The sequence below is a fragment of the Marinobacterium sp. NO-S09 genome (genome assembly GCF_059179545.1).
This window is the reverse complement of record NZ_CP168954.1, coordinates 2,011,787-2,031,673: the sequence shown is the minus strand read 5'-3', so window position 1 is coordinate 2,031,673 and position 19,887 is coordinate 2,011,787. Positions and strand designations below refer to the sequence as shown.

Sequence of the window (19,887 nt, the reverse complement as noted above, 5' to 3'; positions counted from 1 at the left end):
CAACTGGCGCCCCGTTTTTTATCTGTCTTGTCCGCCTAGCGCCCTACCCGATAAAGCACCGCATCTCGATAGCCTGTATTGACCGGCATCAGCCCGCTCAACTCAACATCCAGCTCGGGATCTCCCGAATCAACGATCAATGGACGGCCTTCCAGTGCATTCAATTTGGTACGGGTCGCAACCACATACAGGTTTTCCCGTCCAACCCGACGCAGAAGTTCCGCACTCAATTGCTGGTTGCCACGGCCAATAATATGCCCCTGACCACCAATCAACGTAATCACAATTCGTGTCGGTTTACCCTCGGTCAACGCCAACAACTCTGCTGCCGTGCAGTCCGATGCGATCAGCTCACCATCGTGAATCACATCAACCCCCAGCAGGCTGTTCTCCAGCCCCAGCTCTTCCATAATCGCAGCAACCGTTGAGCCCGAGCCCATCAGGTAATAGATATCGGGATCCATCTGCTCGGCAAAGCCGGCGGCTATCTCATCCAGTACCAACACTTCCTCTTCGCGGTTGCTGGCGTTTTTCACATGCTGGATATACTGGTGTTCGGCCGGCACACACATTTCACCAAAGAAGCGCGCACTCACCCGCCCCTCACGGTAGGCAGCCTCATCCAGATCACGAACCTCTTCGTTCGCCAGGGATACCAGCTCGCCCTTTACCAGCAGCGTCAGCAACTCTCCTGCCGCCTGAGGCGTAAGTGCATAGACCCCCGAATGGATTTTAACGCCAGCCGGCACACCCAGTACCGGAATGCTGTCTTCCACCGCTTCACAGATATTGCGCGCGGTCCCATCACCGCCGGCAAAGAGAATCAGATCAACGCCAGCCGTCTTGAGCTGTCGTGCAGCAGCCAGCGTATCTTTCGCCGTGCTGGGATCCGAGGCCGGGGCGCCTAATACCTCGGTGGCAAACCCCAACTCATGCGCAAGGGAGGCGCCCATTGGACCAGCCCAGGTCTTGATACAGACATCCAGCCCTTGCAAGGCCTCCAGAGCCGTTCGTGTTCGTTTTTCGGCGCGCGGCTCAGCTCCCAGCGCCAGCGCCTGAGCAGCGACATCAGCACCATCACTGCCCTTCAAAGCAACGCTGCCACCCAAGCCCGCGTAAGGGTTGATTATCAGTCCTAATCGAAAACTCATTACCCGCCTTACTCAATCAAACCGGCATTCTGCAATTGCTGCTCATAGACAAACCCCGCCAGGATCAGGCGCGTATCTTCTTCGAGGTCCACAAATTCAACCCCCTGACTGAACACGGGAACAGGACCGGTTTCCAATTGCTGCACGTTGCGCACCAGGGCAGGCAGTAGCAGCAGATGATCCATACCGGCCACACTCACCCGCAGGGTGATAAAGAGTTGCTCCTCAGGCTGAGCCAGCGCACGAGAAGACTCCAGATTAGCGCCCTGCAGGCTGATATCACGACAGACGGCCGACACCGCCGACGCCCCCAGTGACAGTTCATCCTGCTCCACACGCACACTGAGGTTGATAGGTATACGTGTTTCCTTACGCAGGCGTCGACTCTCGACACGAGCGGGGTACTCCAGGTGCCAATAGCCGAAAGGCCGGCTTTGCACCTGAACCAGGCGCGTTTCAAAGGTACACAGGTAGTTACCGATCATCATACGAGCTGACATTCGGGTGCCTTCGTGGACAATGGCACCGCCTGGAGCCAGTTTGGGGGCTGATACCATCAAGGACCCGGGCTCGCGATAACCCAGAAGGCGTGTGGACAGCTTCTGGTTAGGCGCCCTGACATCCAGACGAATCGATTCACCCACCGCCGGCGCCAATTCCGCCAGACTGGTCAGCTCGTTTCCCAGTATTCGGGACAGATCAGTCATCATTCCCCCAGTGACAGTTGAACCCCAGTGCCGCAAACTGCTGTGCAGCATCAGGCTCAACCTCCCCTTTCAAGCTCAGGGTGACAAATTCACGGCGTTCAGGATAAAAGCGCCGCAAACGGTCAAACCCCAGTTTAATATCCGTTTCAGTATCGCCCAGCATCGCTCTGAAATCGCGGTCGTCTCGATAGATATCATAGACGGATCTCACCGGCGCCAGCAGATTATCAGGCCTATTCAACTGCATGGATGACACCGGCGATGGTGGCAACACCTGTGACAGGCCTATATCGGCCGGTCTGCCAAGCTGTTCACACAAGGCATTGTAGAGCATCCAGGTGCCACGAATCTTCCCATCCAGCGCATATCCGGCAATATGGGGCGTTGCCAGGCGACAGCGGGATGCAAGCTCGGCATCCACCCAGGGTTCATGCTCCCATACATCCATGATCAGACTCATCTGCGGGCGTGCCTTTGCCAGTTGCAACAGGGCCGCATTATCAATGACCGGACCGCGCCCGGCATTGAGCAGCACCATATCCGGTTTTAGCAGCGACATATTATCCGCATTGAGTAGATGATGTGTGGGCCAGGCGCCCGTTCGCGTCAGGGGCGTATGCATACAAATGATATCGGCCGAGCCCAGCAGGTGTTCCAGCTCCACAAAGCCATCAGCACCTTCACTGGCAGCACGTGGCGGATCACACAGGAGCAGCTCTACGCCCAACTGCTCAAGGCGGCCCTGCAGACGACGACCAACATTACCCACACCGACAATACCCAGGGTTTTATCGCGCAGATCAAAACGCTGATCCTGAGCAGTATGCAGCAGGGCGGCCAGTACATAGTCGACCACAGATTCGGCATTACAGCCCGGCGCGCTGCTGAAACCGATACCCTGCTTCGCCAGCCAGGCCTGATCCACGTGATCAGTCCCGATGGTTGCGGTCCCTACAAAACGCACGGAACTGTCGCTCAACAGTCGCTCATCGACGCGGGTGACCGATCGCACCAGCAGCACATCCGCATCTCTCACCTGCTCGGGTGAAAGCGTACGCCCCGGATAGGTGTGCAACCTGCCCAGGTGCTGAAACAGCGGCTCCAGTGCAGGGATATTCTCGTCAGCAACAATTGTCAGTGGCAAATCAGTCAAATGCAGTCCTTATTTGCGGTCAGGGCTTTACAAACGCCCGGGTTTCAGGCTCAATCACGCGCCTCCATTATAAAGACATACTCCCTCCGGGTCATTGAACGGTAACGCTTCCTTGGTTGTGCGCTGGCAAAAAAATCAGGACTTCCTTGTAGTCAGGATCTATCGCGATCTTGTCGGTGACTGGGTGGTCAGCGAATGCTGGGGCAGCCCGAATGACAGCGGGGATTGCCGTCATACGCTCGTGGACTCCTATGCCGAGGCACTTGAGCGCCTGCGTGATATTGGCCGCGAGCAGCGCCAGCGAGGCTTCCGCCGCCAACAGGTGCGCGAAGAACAGCTCGGCTTCGACTTCAGCTAGGGGCGCAGTTACCTTCTGCCTGTAGCACCTCAGAAGAATCTGAGATGCCATGGACTTATTCATAGCTTCCCTGGAAATCTCCCTTTCAGACTTGGCACCGCCCGGTCGTCACTTTATAGTCATTTCCCCTGATTGGATGAAATAACATATGCGTCGTCTGTACGGCGTATTGTGCTGTGATGCCTGGAGTAACTATGAGTAAGTTTGATTTTGCGCAGATGCCCGATGCTGATGGCTTTTTTGGTGAATACGGCGGCCAGTTGATTCCGCCCGAACTGAAACAGGTCATGGATGAAATCAACCAGGCATACGAAGAGATCCGTCAGATGCCCGAGTTCCAGCAGGAACTCAACGCCCTCTTTGCTGACTATGTTGGCCGCCCCAGCCCGGTATTTTATGCCCGCCGCCTGAGCGAAAAGCTGGGTGGTGCACGTATCTACCTCAAGCGTGAAGACCTCAACCATACCGGTGCGCACAAGATCAACCACTGCCTGGGTGAAGCTCTGCTTGCCAAATACATGGGCAAAACCAAAGTGATTGCCGAAACCGGCGCCGGTCAGCACGGCGTAGCTCTGGCAACGGCCTGCGCACTGGTCGGCATTCCCTGTGAAATCCACATGGGCCAGGTGGATATTGAAAAAGAACACCCCAATGTCGTGAAGATGAAGATCCTGGGCTGCAAACTGGTCCCGGTTACCCGCGGCACTGCCACCCTGAAAGACGCCGTCGACAGCGCCTTCGAGGAATACCTGAAAGACCCGAAGAACTTTATCTACGCCATCGGCTCCGTTGTTGGTCCTCACCCCTTCCCCAAAATGGTGCGAGACTTCCAGAGCATCATCGGCAAGGAAGCACGTGAGCAGTTCCAGCAGCGTGAAGGCAAACTGCCGGATTATGTAACCGCCTGCGTCGGCGGTGGCTCCAACGCCATCGGCATGTTCACAGCTTTCCTGGGTGATAAGTCCGTGAGCCTGGTCGGTGTTGAACCTGCCGGTTATGGCCTGGATACTGACAAGCATTCCGCCACCATGACACTGGGCAAGCCCGGCGAAATCCACGGCATGAAATGCTATGTACTCGAACAGGAAGACGGCACTCCCATGCCGGTTCATTCCATTGCATCAGGTCTGGACTACCCGGGTGTCGGCCCTCAGCACAGCTACCTGAAAGACCTAGGACGCGTACAGTACGATAGCGCCAGCGACGAGGAATGCCTGGATGCATTCATGACCCTGTCCCGTGTTGAAGGCATTATCCCGGCACTGGAAAGCTCTCACGCCGTTGCCTGGGCCATCCGTACCGCTCCGACGCTGACATCCGACCAGAGCATTCTGGTCAACCTGTCCGGCCGTGGTGACAAAGACGCTGATTACATTGCTGAGAAGCTGGGGCTCTAAACCAGGTACACAGCACAGCAAACACCGCCCGTTTTGACGGGCGGTGAACTTTTCACTCTTCATCGACTCACAGTGAGCAGGTTCTGGCTCGCAGCAGCTGCCGGCTCTATCGCTTAAACCCTTACCGTTGTAATCAACGACCAGGACCAGCACTGAAGCAACCAGGAAACCCTCTATAAAACAGGGCTTTATTTGCTTGAGTCAGATCATATCGGCGACAATTACAAGGATTGACGGCACAGGGATTCACCGCGATGATAGTGCCGCAATTTACGGACATTTTTAGGGAAGAAGACTTTCATGGTTCAGTCAGTACTGGTTTTCGAAGACGGCAACTTTACGCGCGCACGTCTACCAACACGTCCGATGCAAGGTGAGATTATCCACTTCAATGGCCAACGCTATATGGTCAAATCAATTTCCCATCACGCCACAGAAGCCGATTCAGGCAAGACCCCGGTATTGAAGGTACATTTGGGTGTAGGTCGCGGCAAAGACGACTCCCACCTGATGGAAAAATCGTCTCGCGGCTTCTTTACAGGCTAAGCAGACACACAGCTCAGCCTGCTCTGAGTCACATCAAAAATATGCGATCTGCTGCTCGTCCATAATGGCACGCTGCATGGCCTGCTGCGCACGCTCGATCAACTCAGCTGTTTCCACGCCATCATCAGGACTGATCGCAACCCCGGTATTGATGGCATAGCCTGTCTCCAATTGGGGAGCTCCCTCATGCAGTAGCGCCGAGAACTTTTCAACCACAGTGCCGATAGCCTCAGGGCAATCGATCTGCTCCAGAACCAGCAGGTAAGCACCGGATTCAAGCCGCGCCAACGTATCGCCCTGGCGGATTTTCTGACGCACAGAGGCCACAACCTGGTTGAGCACATCAGCCTGGCTTGCCAGATTCTGCTGCCCGGTGCCGCTCACCTGAATCGCCATAAAACCGACGTATTCCTGTGCTCGCTGAGCACGATCCAAAGCATGTTTGATACGGGCCTGTACCTGACCTTCGGAGGCGAGCAACAGGCTTCCATCGCCAGCAGCGGCAAGCGGGTGTTGCAAACGATAGAACGGCGTCAGGTCCCGGCCGGTGATCAGCAGAGATTCGACGCAGCCTTCAGAATCCAGACCCGCATCTGCATTGAACCTGATCAAGCGGTTTTGACCGCCCTCAAGCTGCACCCAAGTTTCCACGGATTCCCTGGCCTGGTGCACCATCAATTCACGCAGCTCCGGCAAAGGATAGGCCTTGCCCAAAAGTGACTCCCGTTCGGCCCCAAGCAGATTCGCAAAAGATCGATTACACCATGCACAGGTGCCATCCAGTCGCAACACAACAACAAAATCATCCAGGTTGTCTGCTAATTGAATCAGGTGACGGGTTTCCGGCTGACAGGCCTCGTTATTCCCTTGCGCGTGCACTTCACTCATTGAGTCTGGTCTCTGCTCGAAATTCAGATTGCAGCGCCCAAGATAACCAATACCGAACGGCGTTGCCAGACATCTCGACCATTAGAAGAGAGAGTGCGACAATTTGTCACTTCCTACTAACACAACGCCTGTACTAAGCTCCTATCCAAATGAAAACAGACACTTCCAGCAACCAGGACGGCAACTCGTCAGCGCTTTTCAAATGGCTTTTGTGGGCCGTCCTGTTATTGCTGATTCTGGCAGTGGCGACCTATGCGCAACAACAGCTTGATGTAAACCAGGGTGCAAAAATACACGATTGCGACCTGCAACAGGGTGCCTGCGAATTTGAAGGTCTCACACTCAGCTTTGGACCTTCCCCCATTCAGTCACTGCAGCCACTGACACTGGAACTGGAGACAAGCGAGGGTACCTCATTCGATCAGGTGGTTGCCGATCTTCAGGGAGCGGAAATGTATATGGGACAAAACCGTTTTTCGTTAACGCCCTCGGATGAGAATGGCTGGCAGGGTGATACCGAGCTGGCGGTCTGCACAACCGGGACCATGCGCTGGAGACTAACATTGAGTCTGACCCGTAACGGCAAGACTCAACAGCACCAATTCGAGTTTGATGCCCAATGAGCCAACATCTGAAAACACTCAAAATTCTGCTGATTCTGACCCTCTGCCTGTTGCTGGGTCTGGCCACTGCATTCTTGTTGCGACCCCAGTCTGTCGCCACCGACCCGATGAATGCAAATCTTCAGCTAGGCGGTGACTTTACTTTGCAGTCAGCAGAGGGACCGGTATCCCTGTCCGACTTCAAGGGTCAGGTGAGCGTCATTTACATCGGCTATGCATCCTGCCCGGATGTCTGCCCGACAGCACTTGCGGTGCTGACACAGTCTCTGCGCCAGCTGTCTGAGTCAGAACGCGAGCAAGTGCAGGGCATATTCATCAGTGTCGACCCCGAGCGGGATACGCCTGCAAAACTGGCCGATTACACCGCCTTTTTCTCGCCACGCATTGTCGGGGTGACCGGCAGCCGTGAAGAGATCGATCAGGTGGTACGCCAGTACGGTGCCTTTTACCGCATTGTTGATATGGAAGATTCAGCCATGGGTTATGCAGTCGACCACTCCTCCCGTTTGTATCTGGTGGATCGCGAGGGGCGCCTGGTCGAAACCCTGCTGCACAATACCAGCGTGCCGGCCATGACAACGGCACTCAAAACCCTGTTAACTTCGGAAGGATAAGATCATGAAACGAGCGCTTGCCACTCTGACCACCCTGCTGCTGGCCAGCAGCCTGCAGGCAGCGGATGTAGATGTTGTTGAGCCTTATGCCCGCGCTACGGCACCGGGCCAGATGAACAGCGCCGCTTTCATGCAGTTGAGCAACAAGGGCGACGCCACTCGCCTCATCGGTGCCAGCAGCTCGGCGGCCGAGGTTGTTGAGCTGCATACCCACCAGCATGACCAGGGCGTTATGCGCATGCGTCAGATTGAAGCCATCGACCTGCCGGCCAACGAAACCACCACACTGGCGCCGGGCGGTCTGCATATCATGCTGATCGGATTGCCTCAGCCACTGGCGGCGGGCAGCTCAATTGAATTGAACCTGGAATTTGAAGACGGGGATACACGCACCCTTCAGGTACCCGTGCAGATGGTGATGCCTGGGGGCATGAAGCACGGCAACAAGAGTCACGGCATGCATAACTGATAGCCGCTATATCAGCACATTTTACAGCCACGCAGACGCCCGTCGAAGTGGCTGTAAACCTGCAGACATACCTCGATTTCCGGCCCCTCTCCCAGCGACTCGACACGATACCCGTCAATATATTCGGCTCGCACCCAATCTGCTTCCGTCTCGACCGGTTCTACCCGATAGGATTTGAATCCCACCCTGTACAGGCCCGCATACACAGGCCAATGCAACTGTTGGTCAATCATGCGCACCGCCGGTGCATCCTGTTCAATCAGCAAGGCGGGAACATACAGAGCATTGGCATTGTGAAGTGCCAGGAAGAAATCCGCCTGGCCCAGCGTATCAAACACACCCAGCACCCAGACCTGGTCGCCATCATCAACATAGAGGTAACACTTGAGGCCTGATGTTGTTTGCAATTGCAGGCGCTGGTAATGCCAGCCTTCAAACTGGCAGGATTCCAGCACGAGCGCATCAACACCCGTGGGCAGATGCAGCTCGTCAGGCAGAACCTCCTGTTGCCAGGGTGTTGCCTTGATATCCAGATTACGCATGACTGCAGCCTTCCTCGGTCTCAAGCTCAAGCACAAATTGCTGCGCGCTCAAGGGAGGCGTTTGATACTGGCGACGCAGGCCATCAACCAGCATCTGCACCCGCACCGGCAGTCCCTCTTCAAGCAGCTGCATAACACGGGCATGCACATTGCGCTGAAAGGTATCACTGGCCCCAAGCCCGGCACTCAGGTTATCGGCACTGAAGTGAAAGCGTCGCCCGGCCGCCTGATTGAAAATCCACTCATAGGCCTGGGGTTTAACTTCCACACGCTCGAATTCTGCCTGCTCTTGCGCGGTGCGGCCATCAGGCTTGTACCAGTAGCCAAAATCCTCCAGCAGACGCCGCTGCGGGCCTGCAACACACCAGTGGGCAATTTCGTGCAGCGCACTGGCAAAAAAGCCATGTGCGAAAATAATACGATGATGAGGATGGGTATCATCCGCCGGCAGATAGATCGGCTCATCCTCACCCGCCACCAAAACGGTGTTATAAGTTGGCAGGAACAAGCGGTTGAACAGCTCGATCAATGGCTGGTAGTCATCCTGCTGCATTCAGTACTCCTGCCAACGCTTGCCATTCAGCCACCAGCTGCGACCAGAGTTGAGGTCGATACGCACCGCCACATACCCCGCCGTATTGCGGTCGGCGCGGCTGATCTGGATATCATAGAGTGAATTTTCCGGCGGCAACTCCTCAGAGATCAGCTGCCAGTCACCAAATTCCGCCATCCAGGTCTCACCCGTGCTGCGGTCATAGCGCAGCAGTACCCAATCTCCGACCTGAGTGTAGGTTGTCGCCAGCCCAAACTGCCCCTGGCTGCTGCCAGAGGGCAACTCTGCCTGGTTCAGAATCTGCATCAGCTGACCGATGGCAGCATCCAGCTGCTCGGTACCACCGGCATCAGCAGACATTTCCCCTTCTGCTGCCGAGTCCTCAGGCTGAGTGCGGGTAAGGAGCTCAAGACGATTCAACAGCATCTGATTCTGCTCACGCAGCTGCTGGTTACTGCTGCGAATCTGCAGCACCTGCTCCTGCAGCAGAGTTAAACGACCGCTGAGCTGATCAAAACCGGTCTGAATGGCGCCCGCCATTTCGGCATTTGCGTTGCCGCGCTCTGATGGCGAAGGACCCTGCCCAGTCTCTCGCGACTGCTCTGAAGAGGATGATTGGGACTGGGCGTCAGCCGCCGGGTTGGCACTGCCTTCACCGGACTGCGGCTGCGTTTGAGCGGCGTTGCAGCCACTGAGCAACAACGCCAGTACAGGAATAGCGATGGGGGTGATGCGCATGCACGGGCCTCATAGATGGAAACTGCGTCCTATTCTATCGAAACCCGAGACATGCGCCACAGTCTCAGCTCAATACCTTATTGGCATAGTCAGCCAGGCCCGGATTTCCCTTAACACCTTTAAGCACCGGCGTATTGAGTTTATCAACCTGCGCTTCCTTACGATCACGCAGATATTCCGCGACCACATCCCAGATGGCAGGACCTTCGGACTGAGCGCCCACCGTCGCCCAACCGGTCACCTTGTAGGTCTTGTCGGCTTCTATCCGCTCGCCGTTATCCAGCGTCATCTCACTGATGCGCTCACCGATCTGTCGACCGGGCTCACACACATAATCGAAACCACCGACACGCACCATATCACCACCTGATTGCAGATAGGGCTCGGGGTTAAACAGGTTATCCGCCACATCCTCCATGATCAGCTTGAGCTCGGAACCTTTCATTTCCCGCACATAGGTTTCGGGGTAGGTCAGGCAGGTTTGATCGAGCACTCGCTCCATATTGATCATCTGCCCCTTGAGCACGCTGGTTCCCCAGCGGAAGCCCGGTGACAGCGAGATCTGGGCATCGCCGACTTCACGCAGGGCATCACAGATCACCTGATCAAAGGTGCCGTTAAAGTTGCCGCGACGGAACATCAGATCGTTGGCCACCGCAAGCTCTTCATTTAGCCAGTCGAGATGAGGCGCACGAATTTCATCGATAAGCTGCTGCATACCCGCATCTGCCGGCAGCAGTTCCGAGAACACCGGCACCAGACGGTAACGGAAGTCCTGAATGCGGCCGTTGCGGATATCCAGGTCAAGCGTACCCAGGAACTTGCCGTTGGAGCCCGCGTTGAATACCAGTGTTTCACCACCGCTATTTTTCACCACCGTCGGAGCCGGCATGCCGTCATGGGTATGGCCACCCAGAATCAGATCAACGCCCGAGACCCGACTTGCCATGGCCAGATCCACATCCATGCCGTTATGGGACAGCACGACAACAGCATCCACTTTTTCCTCTGCACGCACCTGATCCACAAGCTCCTGCAGATACTTGTCGTGAATATCAAAGCTCCAGTCAGGAATGAAGCGTGACGGGTTGGCAATCTTGGTCCGCGGGAACGCCTGACCGATAACGGCAATACGTACGCCGCCGAGCTCACTAATGCTGTAGGGCTTGAATACACGCCCGGAGAAGTCATCAAACAGGTAATCGGTATCACTGCCGAACAGGGCATCTTCGGTAATAAAGACGTTCTGGGCCAGAAACTCACCGTTGAAGGCTTTGATATTGCTGAGAATTTCTTCCTGGTGATAGGTGAACTCCCAGTGTCCGGTCATGATATCCACGCCCAACGCATTACAGGCCTTGACCATGTCCATGCCACGGGTCTTGTAGGAGGTGCCCGAGCCCTGCCAGGTATCACCACCGTCCAGCAACAGGGTCTTGTCACGCCCATAGCTGTCACGCAGGCGGTCAGCCAGGGTTTTCAAGTGCGCAAACCCACCGACCTTGCCGTACTGGGCGGCCGCGTCATTGAAGTCCAGATAGCTGAAGGCATGGGCTTCAATACCACCAGGCTCAATGCCAAAGTGCTGCAGCAACTTGTCGCCCACCAGGTGTGGCGCCTGACCACGCGCACCGGCGACACCCAGGTTTACATTGGGTTCGCGGAAGTGGATCGGCAACAGCTGGGCATGGCAGTCCGTCATGTGCAGCAGGCGCACATTGCCAAAACTGGGGACCTCATAGAGGTCTGCCGGTTGGCGCCCCGCAGCCTGCCCTTTCAGCGGCAGCATTCCCGCCATACCAGCCAGCCCCATCATGCGGGCAAATTCACGACGCGTCATCGACATGTTCAGTTCCTCCTGACATGAAAACGCCCGTACCCGAGACGGGGACGGGCGTTTAAAGCCTGTAGCTAATTGGAATTACTCGGGCACGGCGTGGTGCCAGGTTGAAGCCACATGCGCCTGCTGTTCAACCGCCTTGCGCGCCTGGTACTTCGCCTGGGCAGCCAGGTTCATGGCATCCTGGAAACGCTCTTCTGCCAACGCCTCCTGCGCCTGCTTCAAGATACGGCCGGTGAAACGCCATTCGTAGCCAACAGCGGCAGCCTCCTGACGCTTGGCTTCAGCACTGGCCACCAGCGCTTCCGCATTTGCCTTGGTCGGCTCAGCCATGGCTTCCACTTCTTCCGGGTGATACGTCTTGTACGTTTTGCCCTCGAAGGTGAATTCATGCCCCTTGCCGTAAAGGGCACGCTGCTGGTTGAACACCTCCTGGAAGGTTTCAGCCTGTGCCAGTGCCGGCGCCAACACCAGGGCAGCCAGCAATGTCATTGTTGCCTTTTTCATCATGCGACCCCTTATTTACGTGCGCCCGGACCATTCACAACCAGACCGTTGCTCATGTAGGTCTGGAAATATTCCAGCTTACGGAACTCTTCCGACTGCGGCGGCAGCGGCACGGAGCGGGAGTCACGGTGACAGCCCTCGTAGCGACGGTGCAGCGTACCGATTTCACCCCACTTGGAGCGATATACCGGGAAGTGTGTCGGCTGTCCCAGCATCGGGCCCGGCAGGTCGGCACGAATCAGGCGGCGCGAGCCCTGCAAGTGGCAGTTGGCGCAGGACAGATTGAGCTGGCCACGCTTGGCATAGAAGAACTGCTTGCCGTCCAGGTATGCCTGCAGGGCACGGGGGTCGTCTTCCGGGATCTTGATATCGATGACATTGTCACGCGATGTCCAGGCCATGTAGGCAGAAATCTGGGCGATTGCGCCCTTTTTCCACTTCAACGGCTTCTCACCATTCTGCTCGCGGCATTCGTTGATTTCCTGCTCCAGCGTCTTCACCGTACCTTCTTCCTTATTCCAGTACGGGTAGTTCTGGCGAATGCCGATGCCCCCATTTTCAAAGCAGTCCGCATAGCTTTTGCCATTGGCAAACGGCGTTTCAAACAGCACCTGCCCCTCTTCGAGGTCAAACTCGTAGGGCGGGAATTCCATCAGGGCATCCCACTGCTCACGAGACGGCGGATCGATGGCATAGATACCGTTTACATACTCTTCCAGCGGCACGCCGGGAAAACGGTTCTGATAGAACGCCTGCAGCGCCTTACGATCCGCTTCAGGATCAACCGTTTCCAGAGTGAAGCCACTCTCGGCCGCTTGGGTCAGCGGTGCCAGCGCGGTCAATCCCAGTCCCAGCAACAAGGTTTTTATTGTCTTCATGCAACACCATTCAAAATCGGTTATCAGCGGATCGAGGCGGTCTCACTGCCGGACTTGCCGGTATTTTCCTTCCAGTTGATCTCCAGCTCGTCACCTGAGGCGCCGCCGGCAAAACTGAACGAAAAATAGGGGTTCTTGGACACAGCGGGGCCCAGGTTGGCAACAAACACCACCTTGCCACCGTGTTTCACCTCAACTTCAGACAGGAACATGGCAGGAATGATATTGCCCGACTTGTCCTTGCGCTGACCGGTTTCCATGATGTGTTTGGCCATCATCTTAACGTCGGTACGCTCGCCACTGGATTTGGCTTTTACTCGCATGATACTCATTGTCTGTCTCCTCAAATCCTGTCGTTATTAGCCGCCGCAACCACCGATGGTGACCTTGACCTCTTTGGTCGCGCTGTACAGCTTGCCGTCGGCCTTCACGACCGCGGTTACGTTAGTGGTTTTACCCATGCGCACACGGGTGGAGACATCCGCTTGCGTCCCTTCCGGGATCATGAACTGGACCGCCAGCGGAGACGGGTTGTTCTCGATGAAGATGCTCATGGACTCAACATTGGCCATGCCAGTGCTGACGCTGACGGGCACAACCGCACCGTTTTCAGCAATATCCGGTGCATCAAGGATTACCTCGGCACTTTCAGCCGGGGCGTCATCCCCGTAAAGCGCCTTGATAGCTGCACTCTGTTCAGAAGCGCTGAAGGCTTCTTTGGCCCAGGCCGCCATGGCGGCACGCGGCATCAGCACACTCAGGCCCATCAGGGCGCCACCGGCTGCCACCGCTTTTACCAGGGTTCGACGATTCATACTCATTATCTGTTCCTCATCCTGTTCCCCAAGGGGCCTTAGTACTGGTAGATGTATTCCACAACAGCATCGATCTCTTCTTCAGAGAGGATCCAATGCTTGCCAATCGGCGGCATGATGCTGAGCGGGTTTGCCACGGTGGCGTCCCACACCTGGGCACGCAGTTTGCGCTTGTCCGGGAAGCGCTGCTTCATGGCAACCATCATTGGGCCCTGATTGCCGGGCAAGTTGGCAACAGGGTCATCAATGCTGTGGCAGGAAATACAGTTACCACGGGTTTTGTCGTGAAAAACGTCACGGCCCAGTTCGATCATTTCGTCCTGGGACGCGGCCGCTACCGGCCCGCTGAGCGCGGTGGCTGCAGTTGCCACACACATCAGGGTGGTCAGTCTGCGCATGCTAAATCCTCCGGCCGAGCCTGCTTAAGGCCCTTATATTAAATTATGCTAACTTTATTATTTTTGAACACCAAAAGTAATATAGACGTATTTTACCGACTTTTTTCTGTCATGAAAGCCACTGCATGCATTATCTGCTCGTCAGACAGATCAACACGCCCTCCTTTTGGTGGCATAACGCCCTTGGTGCCAGTGAATCCTTCTATGGCATGCTTGAGCAACGTATCCATACCCTTCGCCAGCCGTGGTGACCAATCCGCCTGATCCCCCAGTTTGGGAGCACCGGCAAGACCCGAACCATGACAGGCAACACAGGCCGCTTCATACACTTCACGTCCCGCAAGGGCTGACGCCGACAACTCACTGTCTGCGCGTTCATGAGGCGCTTCAACCTCAACCCCGAGGGAGTGTAGACGCTCACGCTCCTTTTGCTCTTCCAATGCTTTCTGCGCCTCATGAGAGGCTGCCGGCGCATCGGCTCCCTGCTTGAAATGACCAACCGGCGTAATACCGCCAATGGTGCCAACCATCTCCAGTTGCTCTGGATTGGCGCAGTCCTTCATGCAGCGCTTATTGGGCGAATCCGGTCGATCATCGAGAAAAAAGCCATCCTGATTCGGCATTTCGATGGATGCCAGATTGTCCTGTGTCAGCACAAACTCATCATCCACTATGTCATTCAGATAGAGTACGTACGCAGAGATGGCATAGGTTTCATCTGCACTGAGGGAGCGCGGTGCCGTAAACGGCATGGCACGATGAATGTAGTCCCAGAGCGTGCTGGCATAGGGCCAGTAGGAGCCGACAGTCTTGGTAGGCCGTTCATGCGTCAGAGTATCAAAGCCACCGGACAGCACCGGCCAACGGCCCACTCCTTCACCGAAGGTGCCATGACAACTGGCGCAGCGCGACTCATACAGCATCTCGCCATCCATCACACTACCCTCTCCGGGTGGCAAACCCAGGCCATCGGGGCGCACATCAATATCCCAGCCGGCTATCTCATCCGCACTGGCGGCCCGACCAATACCCAGAGGCTCAGCCAGGGCCTGCACACCGGTCGTCAGCAGCAGCCCGGCGATCAACGGGCGCCAGCTGTGATCAGGTAATCTGAACATTGGTGACCTCCCCGTTGGATGCAACTTTCCAGGTGTGAATCGAATTCTTGTGATAAATGGAATTGCTTCCTCGTGCTGCTCGCAGCTGCTTGAGGGTTGGCTGCACATAGCCGGTTTCATCAATTGCTCGTGCCTGCAACAGCCAGGGTTGGCCATGCCACTGCGCATCGACACTGAAGCGGGTGAGCGCCTTGGGCAGCACCAGCCCTTTCAGGCGTGCAGGCACCCAGTTGACACCGCCATCGAAGGACACATCCACTTGTTTGATCCGCCCGCGCCCGGACCAGGCAAGCCCTTCAATTTCGATATAGCCCGAATGCTTGACCGGCTTTTCCGGGCAGGGATAGGTAATAACCGAGTTGGTTTCCTGCACGAAGCTGAACTTGCGAGCCTTGCCACTGGCGAGCAGATCGGTGTATTTGGAAGTTTCCTCGCGGTGATACCAGGGCTGATCTCCCACCTCCAGACGGCGCAGCCACTTGATTGAAGTATTGCCTTCCCAGCCGGGGTTGAACAGTCTCAGGGGATAGCCCTGCTCGGGCCGCAGCCGTTCGCCATTCTGGGCATACACCACCAGTGTATCGTCCAGCGCTTTCTCCAGCGGGATGGAACGGCTCATATGGGCACCATCGGCACCCTCAGCCAGTATCCATTTGCCCTCAGGTTTAACACCCGCTTCTTCCAGCAGCACTTTCAGTGGTACGCCCGTCCACTCACAGCAGCTCAGCATGCCATGGGTAAACTGCAGCGCTTCCATCTGCGCCCCTTTCCACTCCATGCCGCCGTTGGCCGGACACTCGAGAAACTTGATCTCCGAGACGGACGGAAAACGCATCAGGTCATCCATGGTAAAAATCAGTGGGCGCTCCACCAAGCCATGCAATATCAGGCGATGCTCTTCAGGATTTATGACAGGAACCCCGGCGTGATAGCGCTCGAATACCAACCCATTGGGGGTAATAATGCCCTTGAGTTCCGCAAGTGGCGTCATGGAGATGGAGGATATGGATTCTGCCGTCAACCAGGGAACGGTTCGACGCACGACATTTTTTTCAAACTGAGAAGGACTGCCATAGGGGTGTTCAACAACCCCGTGACCCAATTGACGGCTCCAGCTGGGTTCGTTGGGCGGCAGGTTGGTGGAACCGGCGCTTTCTGCCAGGGCTCCTCCAGCAACACTGGTGGCTGCCAGCGTGCCAACGGCAGTAATGCCACGGCGAAGAAAATCACGCCGGTCGTTTGCAGACAGGTCTTCAGACTCCCGCGCCAGCTGTTTGAGCAACTCAGCCGTGCTTTGGGGACGAATAATTCTGGACATGCCAGTCTCCCGATTTGTGCGGAGCCTGACAGCTCCTTTTTATTTTTATGTAATAAGCGTAGACAATATTAGAATATGCATGATTAAACTTTAGTCTAACTCGCATCAATATCTTTCAGTTTGCGGTAGAGGGTCCGCTCGCTAACACCGAGCTGTTGCGCCAGCTCGCGCCGCTCACCTTTAAAACGGACAGCCAGTGAATGCAGATAAGCGGCCTCCAGCGCCTCCAGGGGCATCACCGGCAGCTGATGCATTACTTGCTCAGCGGGCAGTGCGGGCGTGGTTTCGACAGTTGCAAAGAGGTCTGGTGGCAGGTGTTCCAGCTTGATCACGCCAGCATCGGCCAGGAGAATGCCGCGCTCCAGCAGGTTGCGCAGTTCACGGATATTACCCGGGAAGGAATATCGGCGCAGCCACTGCATGACGGCTTCGTCCAGCTGTACCTCGGCACCACCTGGCAGTCGTTTGAGCAGAACGGAGACCAGCAGTGGCAGGTCGTCGGCTCTCTGCCGCAACGGTGGCAGAGGCACTGGAAAGGCAGAAATGCGGTAGTAGAGATCCTGACGGAACTCGCCGGCCCGCACCATTTCACGCAGGTCACGATGGGTGGCACACACCAGGCGAAAGTCCGCATGCTGAGGCTCCACACTGCCCACCGGACGGAAGGTGCCGGTCTCGATCAAGCGCAGCAATTTAACCTGCAGACTCAGCGGAATTTCACCGATCTCATCCAGAAACAATGTGCCGCCCCGGGCCGCTTCAACCAGCCCTTTTTTTCGCCCGATGGCGCCGGTGAACGCGCCCTTTTCATGGCCAAACAGTTCACTTTCAAACAAACCTTCACTTAGCCCCGAGCATTCAACCGTGACAAAGGGTGCCCGTGAGCGCGGACTACCGTCATGCAGCGCCTTGGCCACCAGCTCCTTGCCGGTGCCGGATTCACCCAGCAGCAACACGGTGATCTCACTGGGTGCCGCCCGATGGACCAGTGACAGCATTTCGGTGAAGGCCTGGGAGCGCCCGACCATGCCATCCTGGTCCGACACCTGCGCCCGCGCTTCCTTGACCTGGTGCATCACCTCCAGATAGCCGATCAGCTGGCCTGAAGCATCCTTCAGCGGCGACATCTCGACATCGACGTGCTCCTCTCCCTCTGGCGTATTGTGCAAATGCAACACGCGCTGACGCAGCCCCGTATCCCTGCAGGCTCGGAGCGGGCAGGCTTCTCCGGCCTGATCGCAGGGGACGGTGTACCCATGTGACACCCGGTAGCAGGTTTTCCCCACAATTCGCCCCTGGGGCGCATAGCAATCCTGATAGGCCTGATTGGTCGCCAGGATAAGATAATCCAGCGAGAGTATGGCCGCCGGTTCCGGAATCGCTTCCAGAATCACGGCGGGGTCAAAATGGTCGTACATGTGCCAGCCTCCTTCACCTCGAACTGACATCTACGTCAGCCGACTGACATTATCGTCACCCCGCGACATTTTGTCACTTGTCGGAACTAAGAGTTGCAGCTGAAAATACGTCATAAAAATCCGCTAGACTGCGTTATTACTGGCTTATTACCAATAATTAACCTCATAAAACATACAGGAATATATGGCACAAATAATGCTTTATTAATGTCATGACCTGCATTCAGGCGCTCTAAACTCGCACAGGAGACTGGTAATGATCACTGAGGAAATCGTTGATCTTTCCCGGCTACAATTTGCCATTACGGCGATGTACCACTTCCTTTTCGTCCCGCTTACGCTGGGGCTGTCATTCATGCTGGCCATCATGGAATCCGTCTATGTCATGACCGGCAAACAGATCTACAAGGACATGACCCAGTTCTGGGGCAAGCTCTTTGGTATCAACTTTGCCCTCGGTGTTACCACCGGTCTGACCATGGAATTCGAGTTTGGCACCAACTGGGCGTATTACTCGCATTATGTGGGCGACATCTTCGGTGCCCCTCTGGCCATTGAGGGCCTGATGGCCTTCTTCCTGGAGTCCACCTTTGTCGGTTTGTTTTTCTTTGGTTGGGAACGCCTGAGCAAAGTAAAACACCTTATGGTCACCTGGCTGGTGGCCCTGGGCTCCAACATGTCTGCGCTCTGGATTCTGGTGGCCAATGGCTGGATGCAGAACCCGGTGGGCTCCGAGTTCAGCTATGAAACCATGCGCATGGAGATGACCAGCTTTGCCGAGGTGTTTCTGAACCCGGTGGCTCAGGTTAAATTCGTGCACACCGTATCGGCGGGTTATACCACCGCTGCCATGTTCGTCCTGGGTATCAGTGCCTACTATCTGCTGAAAGGGCGTGACCTGGCATTTGCCCGTCGCTCCTTCGCCATCGCCTCCGCCTTTGGCCTGGCCGCATCCCTGTCGGTGATCCTGCTGGGTGATGAGTCCGGTTACGAGATCGGTGATGTGCAGAAAACCAAGCTGGCCGTGATCGAAGCTGAATGGGAAACCGAAGAAGCGCCGGCCGCCTTCACCCTGTTCGGCATGCCCAACGACGAAACCATGGAAACCGATTACGCGATCAAGATCCCCTATGTCATGGGCATCATCGCGACCCGCTCCATTGACGAAGAAGTTATCGGCATCAAGGATCTGATCACCGAGCACGAAGCGCGCATACGCAACGGCATGCAGGCCTATGCCCTGCTGGAACGACTGCGCAACGGCGAAGAAACCGATGCGCTCAAGGCCGAGTTCGATCAGGTCAAGGGCGACCTGGGCTTTGGCCTGCTGTTGAAAAAGTACACCGACAATGTCGTCGATGCGACCGAAGAGCAGATCCAGATGGCTGCACGGGACACCATCCCAAGCGTGGCGCCGATGTTCTGGGCCTTCCGCATCATGGTGGCCTGTGGCTTCTGGATGCTGATGATCTTTGCGCTGTCGTTCTACTTCACCGCGCGCCGCACTTCGTTCAACAAGCCCTGGTTGCTGCGCCTGGCTCTGTTCTCGATCCCGGCCCCCTGGATCGCGTCCGAGATGGGCTGGTTTGTGGCCGAGTTCGGCCGTCAGCCCTGGGCCATTGGTGAAATTCTACCTACCTATGTTGCGCCCTCGGTACTGACCAAGGCCGACCTGTTGGGCAGCCTATTCGCCTTTATCGCGCTGTACACCCTGCTGGCGATTGTCGAGATCTATCTGATGGTGAAATTTGCCCGCCTGGGCCCCAGCAGTCTGCATACCGGCCGTTACCACCACGAACAACAGCACGACGCAGCCGATGCTGCCGTGAAAGTCTGAACACCTGAGGAGACTGGAT

At 56.2% G+C, this 19,887-nt stretch carries 23 protein-coding genes; 7 read left to right on the top strand and 16 right to left on the bottom strand.

Annotated elements, in window-relative coordinates; all coding sequences use genetic code 11:
* Positions 1 to 35: 35 nt before the first annotated feature.
* From O3C79_RS09405 to pdxB, 3 genes are read right to left on the bottom strand one after another with little or no spacing between them, the layout of a single operon-like run.
* The gene (locus tag O3C79_RS09405; protein ID WP_494385735.1) at positions 36 to 1,151 is read right to left on the bottom strand and encodes an ATP-NAD kinase family protein; all 1,116 of its coding nucleotides are present in this window, start codon (positions 1,149 to 1,151) and stop codon (positions 36 to 38) included.
* An 8-nt stretch (positions 1,152 to 1,159) separates the two neighbouring features.
* Positions 1,160 to 1,858, bottom strand: coding sequence for a flagellar brake protein (locus O3C79_RS09400; protein ID WP_494385734.1), 699 nt, complete (start codon positions 1,856 to 1,858; stop codon positions 1,160 to 1,162).
* Positions 1,851 to 3,011 carry a 4-phosphoerythronate dehydrogenase PdxB gene (gene pdxB / locus O3C79_RS09395; RefSeq protein WP_494385733.1) on the bottom strand — a complete coding sequence of 387 codons (1,161 nt, stop codon included), beginning with the start codon at positions 3,009 to 3,011 and terminating at the stop codon, positions 1,851 to 1,853. Before pdxB ends, O3C79_RS09400 begins: the two co-directional genes overlap by 8 nt.
* A gap of 118 nt (positions 3,012 to 3,129) precedes the next feature.
* Here pdxB and O3C79_RS09390 point away from each other — a divergent pair, with 118 nt between their 5' ends.
* The 3 genes from O3C79_RS09390 to O3C79_RS09380 all read left to right on the top strand — a co-directional run bounded on the left by O3C79_RS09390 (position 3,130) and on the right by O3C79_RS09380 (position 5,312).
* Positions 3,130 to 3,369 (top strand): hypothetical protein, encoded by a 240-nt coding sequence (locus tag O3C79_RS09390; protein ID WP_139044337.1) that lies wholly within the window; start codon positions 3,130 to 3,132, stop codon positions 3,367 to 3,369.
* A 194-nt stretch (positions 3,370 to 3,563) separates the two neighbouring features.
* Complete coding sequence (trpB, locus tag O3C79_RS09385; RefSeq protein ID WP_494385732.1) at positions 3,564 to 4,766, top strand: tryptophan synthase subunit beta; 1,203 nt, start codon at positions 3,564 to 3,566, stop codon at positions 4,764 to 4,766.
* 300 nt (positions 4,767 to 5,066) lie between these two features.
* The gene (locus O3C79_RS09380) at positions 5,067 to 5,312 is read left to right on the top strand and encodes a hypothetical protein (protein WP_076461732.1); all 246 of its coding nucleotides are present in this window, start codon (positions 5,067 to 5,069) and stop codon (positions 5,310 to 5,312) included.
* A 33-nt stretch (positions 5,313 to 5,345) separates the two neighbouring features.
* Here O3C79_RS09380 and O3C79_RS09375 read toward each other — a convergent pair whose 3' ends face one another.
* Positions 5,346 to 6,200 (bottom strand): diguanylate cyclase domain-containing protein, encoded by an 855-nt coding sequence (locus tag O3C79_RS09375; protein WP_494385731.1) that lies wholly within the window; start codon positions 6,198 to 6,200, stop codon positions 5,346 to 5,348.
* Between the two features lie 149 nt (positions 6,201 to 6,349).
* Between O3C79_RS09375 and O3C79_RS09370 the strand changes: the two genes are divergently transcribed.
* From O3C79_RS09370 to O3C79_RS09360, 3 genes are read left to right on the top strand one after another with little or no spacing between them, the layout of a single operon-like run.
* A complete protein-coding gene (locus O3C79_RS09370; RefSeq protein ID WP_494385730.1) occupies positions 6,350 to 6,823 on the top strand; it encodes a hypothetical protein in 474 nt (157 codons plus the stop codon).
* Positions 6,820 to 7,437: an SCO family protein gene (locus tag O3C79_RS09365; RefSeq protein WP_494385729.1), complete on the top strand. Its 618-nt coding sequence runs from the start codon at positions 6,820 to 6,822 to the stop codon at positions 7,435 to 7,437. The genes O3C79_RS09370 and O3C79_RS09365 overlap by 4 nt, the downstream gene beginning before the upstream one ends.
* Before the next feature lie 4 nt (positions 7,438 to 7,441).
* The gene (locus O3C79_RS09360) at positions 7,442 to 7,906 is read left to right on the top strand and encodes a copper chaperone PCu(A)C (protein WP_494385728.1); all 465 of its coding nucleotides are present in this window, start codon (positions 7,442 to 7,444) and stop codon (positions 7,904 to 7,906) included.
* An 11-nt stretch (positions 7,907 to 7,917) separates the two neighbouring features.
* On the opposite strand, the gene O3C79_RS09355 is transcribed toward O3C79_RS09360, so the two are convergent.
* From O3C79_RS09355 to O3C79_RS09300, 12 genes are all read right to left on the bottom strand, one after another.
* Complete coding sequence (locus O3C79_RS09355) at positions 7,918 to 8,448, bottom strand: hypothetical protein (RefSeq protein ID WP_494385727.1); 531 nt, start codon at positions 8,446 to 8,448, stop codon at positions 7,918 to 7,920.
* Positions 8,441 to 9,001: an elongation factor P hydroxylase gene (locus tag O3C79_RS09350; RefSeq protein ID WP_494385726.1), complete on the bottom strand. Its 561-nt coding sequence runs from the start codon at positions 8,999 to 9,001 to the stop codon at positions 8,441 to 8,443. The genes O3C79_RS09355 and O3C79_RS09350 overlap by 8 nt, the downstream gene beginning before the upstream one ends.
* A complete protein-coding gene (locus O3C79_RS09345) occupies positions 9,002 to 9,739 on the bottom strand; it encodes a hypothetical protein (RefSeq protein ID WP_494385725.1) in 738 nt (245 codons plus the stop codon).
* Positions 9,740 to 9,803: 64 nt separating this feature from the next.
* Positions 9,804 to 11,585, bottom strand: coding sequence for a thiosulfohydrolase SoxB (gene soxB / locus O3C79_RS09340; protein WP_494385724.1), 1,782 nt, complete (start codon positions 11,583 to 11,585; stop codon positions 9,804 to 9,806).
* Positions 11,586 to 11,660: 75 nt separating this feature from the next.
* Positions 11,661 to 12,086, bottom strand: coding sequence for a SoxAX-binding protein (locus O3C79_RS09335; RefSeq protein WP_494385723.1), 426 nt, complete (start codon positions 12,084 to 12,086; stop codon positions 11,661 to 11,663).
* An 11-nt stretch (positions 12,087 to 12,097) separates the two neighbouring features.
* On the bottom strand, positions 12,098 to 12,964 hold the full coding sequence (gene soxA / locus O3C79_RS09330; RefSeq protein WP_494385722.1) for a sulfur oxidation c-type cytochrome SoxA: 867 nt from the start codon (positions 12,962 to 12,964) through the stop codon (positions 12,098 to 12,100).
* A 23-nt stretch (positions 12,965 to 12,987) separates the two neighbouring features.
* A complete protein-coding gene (gene soxZ, locus O3C79_RS09325; protein WP_494385721.1) occupies positions 12,988 to 13,296 on the bottom strand; it encodes a thiosulfate oxidation carrier complex protein SoxZ in 309 nt (102 codons plus the stop codon).
* A gap of 27 nt (positions 13,297 to 13,323) precedes the next feature.
* Positions 13,324 to 13,785, bottom strand: coding sequence for a thiosulfate oxidation carrier protein SoxY (gene soxY, locus O3C79_RS09320; RefSeq protein ID WP_494385720.1), 462 nt, complete (start codon positions 13,783 to 13,785; stop codon positions 13,324 to 13,326).
* 32 nt (positions 13,786 to 13,817) lie between these two features.
* Positions 13,818 to 14,177, bottom strand: coding sequence for a sulfur oxidation c-type cytochrome SoxX (gene soxX, locus O3C79_RS09315; RefSeq protein ID WP_010323682.1), 360 nt, complete (start codon positions 14,175 to 14,177; stop codon positions 13,818 to 13,820).
* Positions 14,178 to 14,269: 92 nt separating this feature from the next.
* On the bottom strand, positions 14,270 to 15,295 hold the full coding sequence (locus O3C79_RS09310; protein ID WP_494385719.1) for a c-type cytochrome: 1,026 nt from the start codon (positions 15,293 to 15,295) through the stop codon (positions 14,270 to 14,272).
* Positions 15,279 to 16,613, bottom strand: coding sequence for a sulfite dehydrogenase (gene soxC / locus O3C79_RS09305; RefSeq protein WP_494385718.1), 1,335 nt, complete (start codon positions 16,611 to 16,613; stop codon positions 15,279 to 15,281). Before soxC ends, O3C79_RS09310 begins: the two co-directional genes overlap by 17 nt.
* 95 nt (positions 16,614 to 16,708) lie before the next feature.
* Positions 16,709 to 18,031, bottom strand: coding sequence for a sigma-54 interaction domain-containing protein (locus O3C79_RS09300; RefSeq protein WP_494385717.1), 1,323 nt, complete (start codon positions 18,029 to 18,031; stop codon positions 16,709 to 16,711).
* A gap of 256 nt (positions 18,032 to 18,287) precedes the next feature.
* Here O3C79_RS09300 and O3C79_RS09295 point away from each other — a divergent pair, with 256 nt between their 5' ends.
* A complete protein-coding gene (locus O3C79_RS09295; RefSeq protein ID WP_494385716.1) occupies positions 18,288 to 19,868 on the top strand; it encodes a cytochrome ubiquinol oxidase subunit I in 1,581 nt (526 codons plus the stop codon).
* Positions 19,869 to 19,887: the final 19 nt, after the last annotated feature.

Excerpts from the sequence above, each read along its gene's own strand:
- O3C79_RS09405 (WP_494385735.1), bottom strand. The coding sequence starts at position 1,151 with ATGAGTTTTCGATTAGGACTGATAATCAACCCTTACGCGGGCTTGGGT.
- O3C79_RS09400 (WP_494385734.1), bottom strand. The coding sequence starts at position 1,858 with ATGACTGATCTGTCCCGAATACTGGGAAACGAGCTGACCAGTCTGGCG.
- trpB (WP_494385732.1), top strand. The coding sequence starts at position 3,564 with ATGAGTAAGTTTGATTTTGCGCAGATGCCCGATGCTGATGGCTTTTTT.
- O3C79_RS09380 (WP_076461732.1), top strand. The coding sequence starts at position 5,067 with ATGGTTCAGTCAGTACTGGTTTTCGAAGACGGCAACTTTACGCGCGCA.
- O3C79_RS09375 (WP_494385731.1), bottom strand. The coding sequence starts at position 6,200 with ATGAGTGAAGTGCACGCGCAAGGGAATAACGAGGCCTGTCAGCCGGAA.
- O3C79_RS09370 (WP_494385730.1), top strand. The coding sequence starts at position 6,350 with ATGAAAACAGACACTTCCAGCAACCAGGACGGCAACTCGTCAGCGCTT.
- O3C79_RS09365 (WP_494385729.1), top strand. The coding sequence starts at position 6,820 with ATGAGCCAACATCTGAAAACACTCAAAATTCTGCTGATTCTGACCCTC.
- O3C79_RS09360 (WP_494385728.1), top strand. The coding sequence starts at position 7,442 with ATGAAACGAGCGCTTGCCACTCTGACCACCCTGCTGCTGGCCAGCAGC.
- O3C79_RS09355 (WP_494385727.1), bottom strand. The coding sequence starts at position 8,448 with ATGCGTAATCTGGATATCAAGGCAACACCCTGGCAACAGGAGGTTCTG.
- O3C79_RS09350 (WP_494385726.1), bottom strand. The coding sequence starts at position 9,001 with ATGCAGCAGGATGACTACCAGCCATTGATCGAGCTGTTCAACCGCTTG.
- O3C79_RS09345 (WP_494385725.1), bottom strand. The coding sequence starts at position 9,739 with ATGCGCATCACCCCCATCGCTATTCCTGTACTGGCGTTGTTGCTCAGT.
- soxB (WP_494385724.1), bottom strand. The coding sequence starts at position 11,585 with ATGTCGATGACGCGTCGTGAATTTGCCCGCATGATGGGGCTGGCTGGT.
- O3C79_RS09335 (WP_494385723.1), bottom strand. The coding sequence starts at position 12,086 with ATGAAAAAGGCAACAATGACATTGCTGGCTGCCCTGGTGTTGGCGCCG.
- soxA (WP_494385722.1), bottom strand. The coding sequence starts at position 12,964 with ATGAAGACAATAAAAACCTTGTTGCTGGGACTGGGATTGACCGCGCTG.
- soxZ (WP_494385721.1), bottom strand. The coding sequence starts at position 13,296 with ATGAGTATCATGCGAGTAAAAGCCAAATCCAGTGGCGAGCGTACCGAC.
- soxY (WP_494385720.1), bottom strand. The coding sequence starts at position 13,785 with ATGAGTATGAATCGTCGAACCCTGGTAAAAGCGGTGGCAGCCGGTGGC.
- soxX (WP_010323682.1), bottom strand. The coding sequence starts at position 14,177 with ATGCGCAGACTGACCACCCTGATGTGTGTGGCAACTGCAGCCACCGCG.
- O3C79_RS09310 (WP_494385719.1), bottom strand. The coding sequence starts at position 15,295 with ATGTTCAGATTACCTGATCACAGCTGGCGCCCGTTGATCGCCGGGCTG.
- soxC (WP_494385718.1), bottom strand. The coding sequence starts at position 16,613 with ATGTCCAGAATTATTCGTCCCCAAAGCACGGCTGAGTTGCTCAAACAG.
- O3C79_RS09300 (WP_494385717.1), bottom strand. The coding sequence starts at position 18,031 with ATGTACGACCATTTTGACCCCGCCGTGATTCTGGAAGCGATTCCGGAA.
- O3C79_RS09295 (WP_494385716.1), top strand. The coding sequence starts at position 18,288 with ATGATCACTGAGGAAATCGTTGATCTTTCCCGGCTACAATTTGCCATT.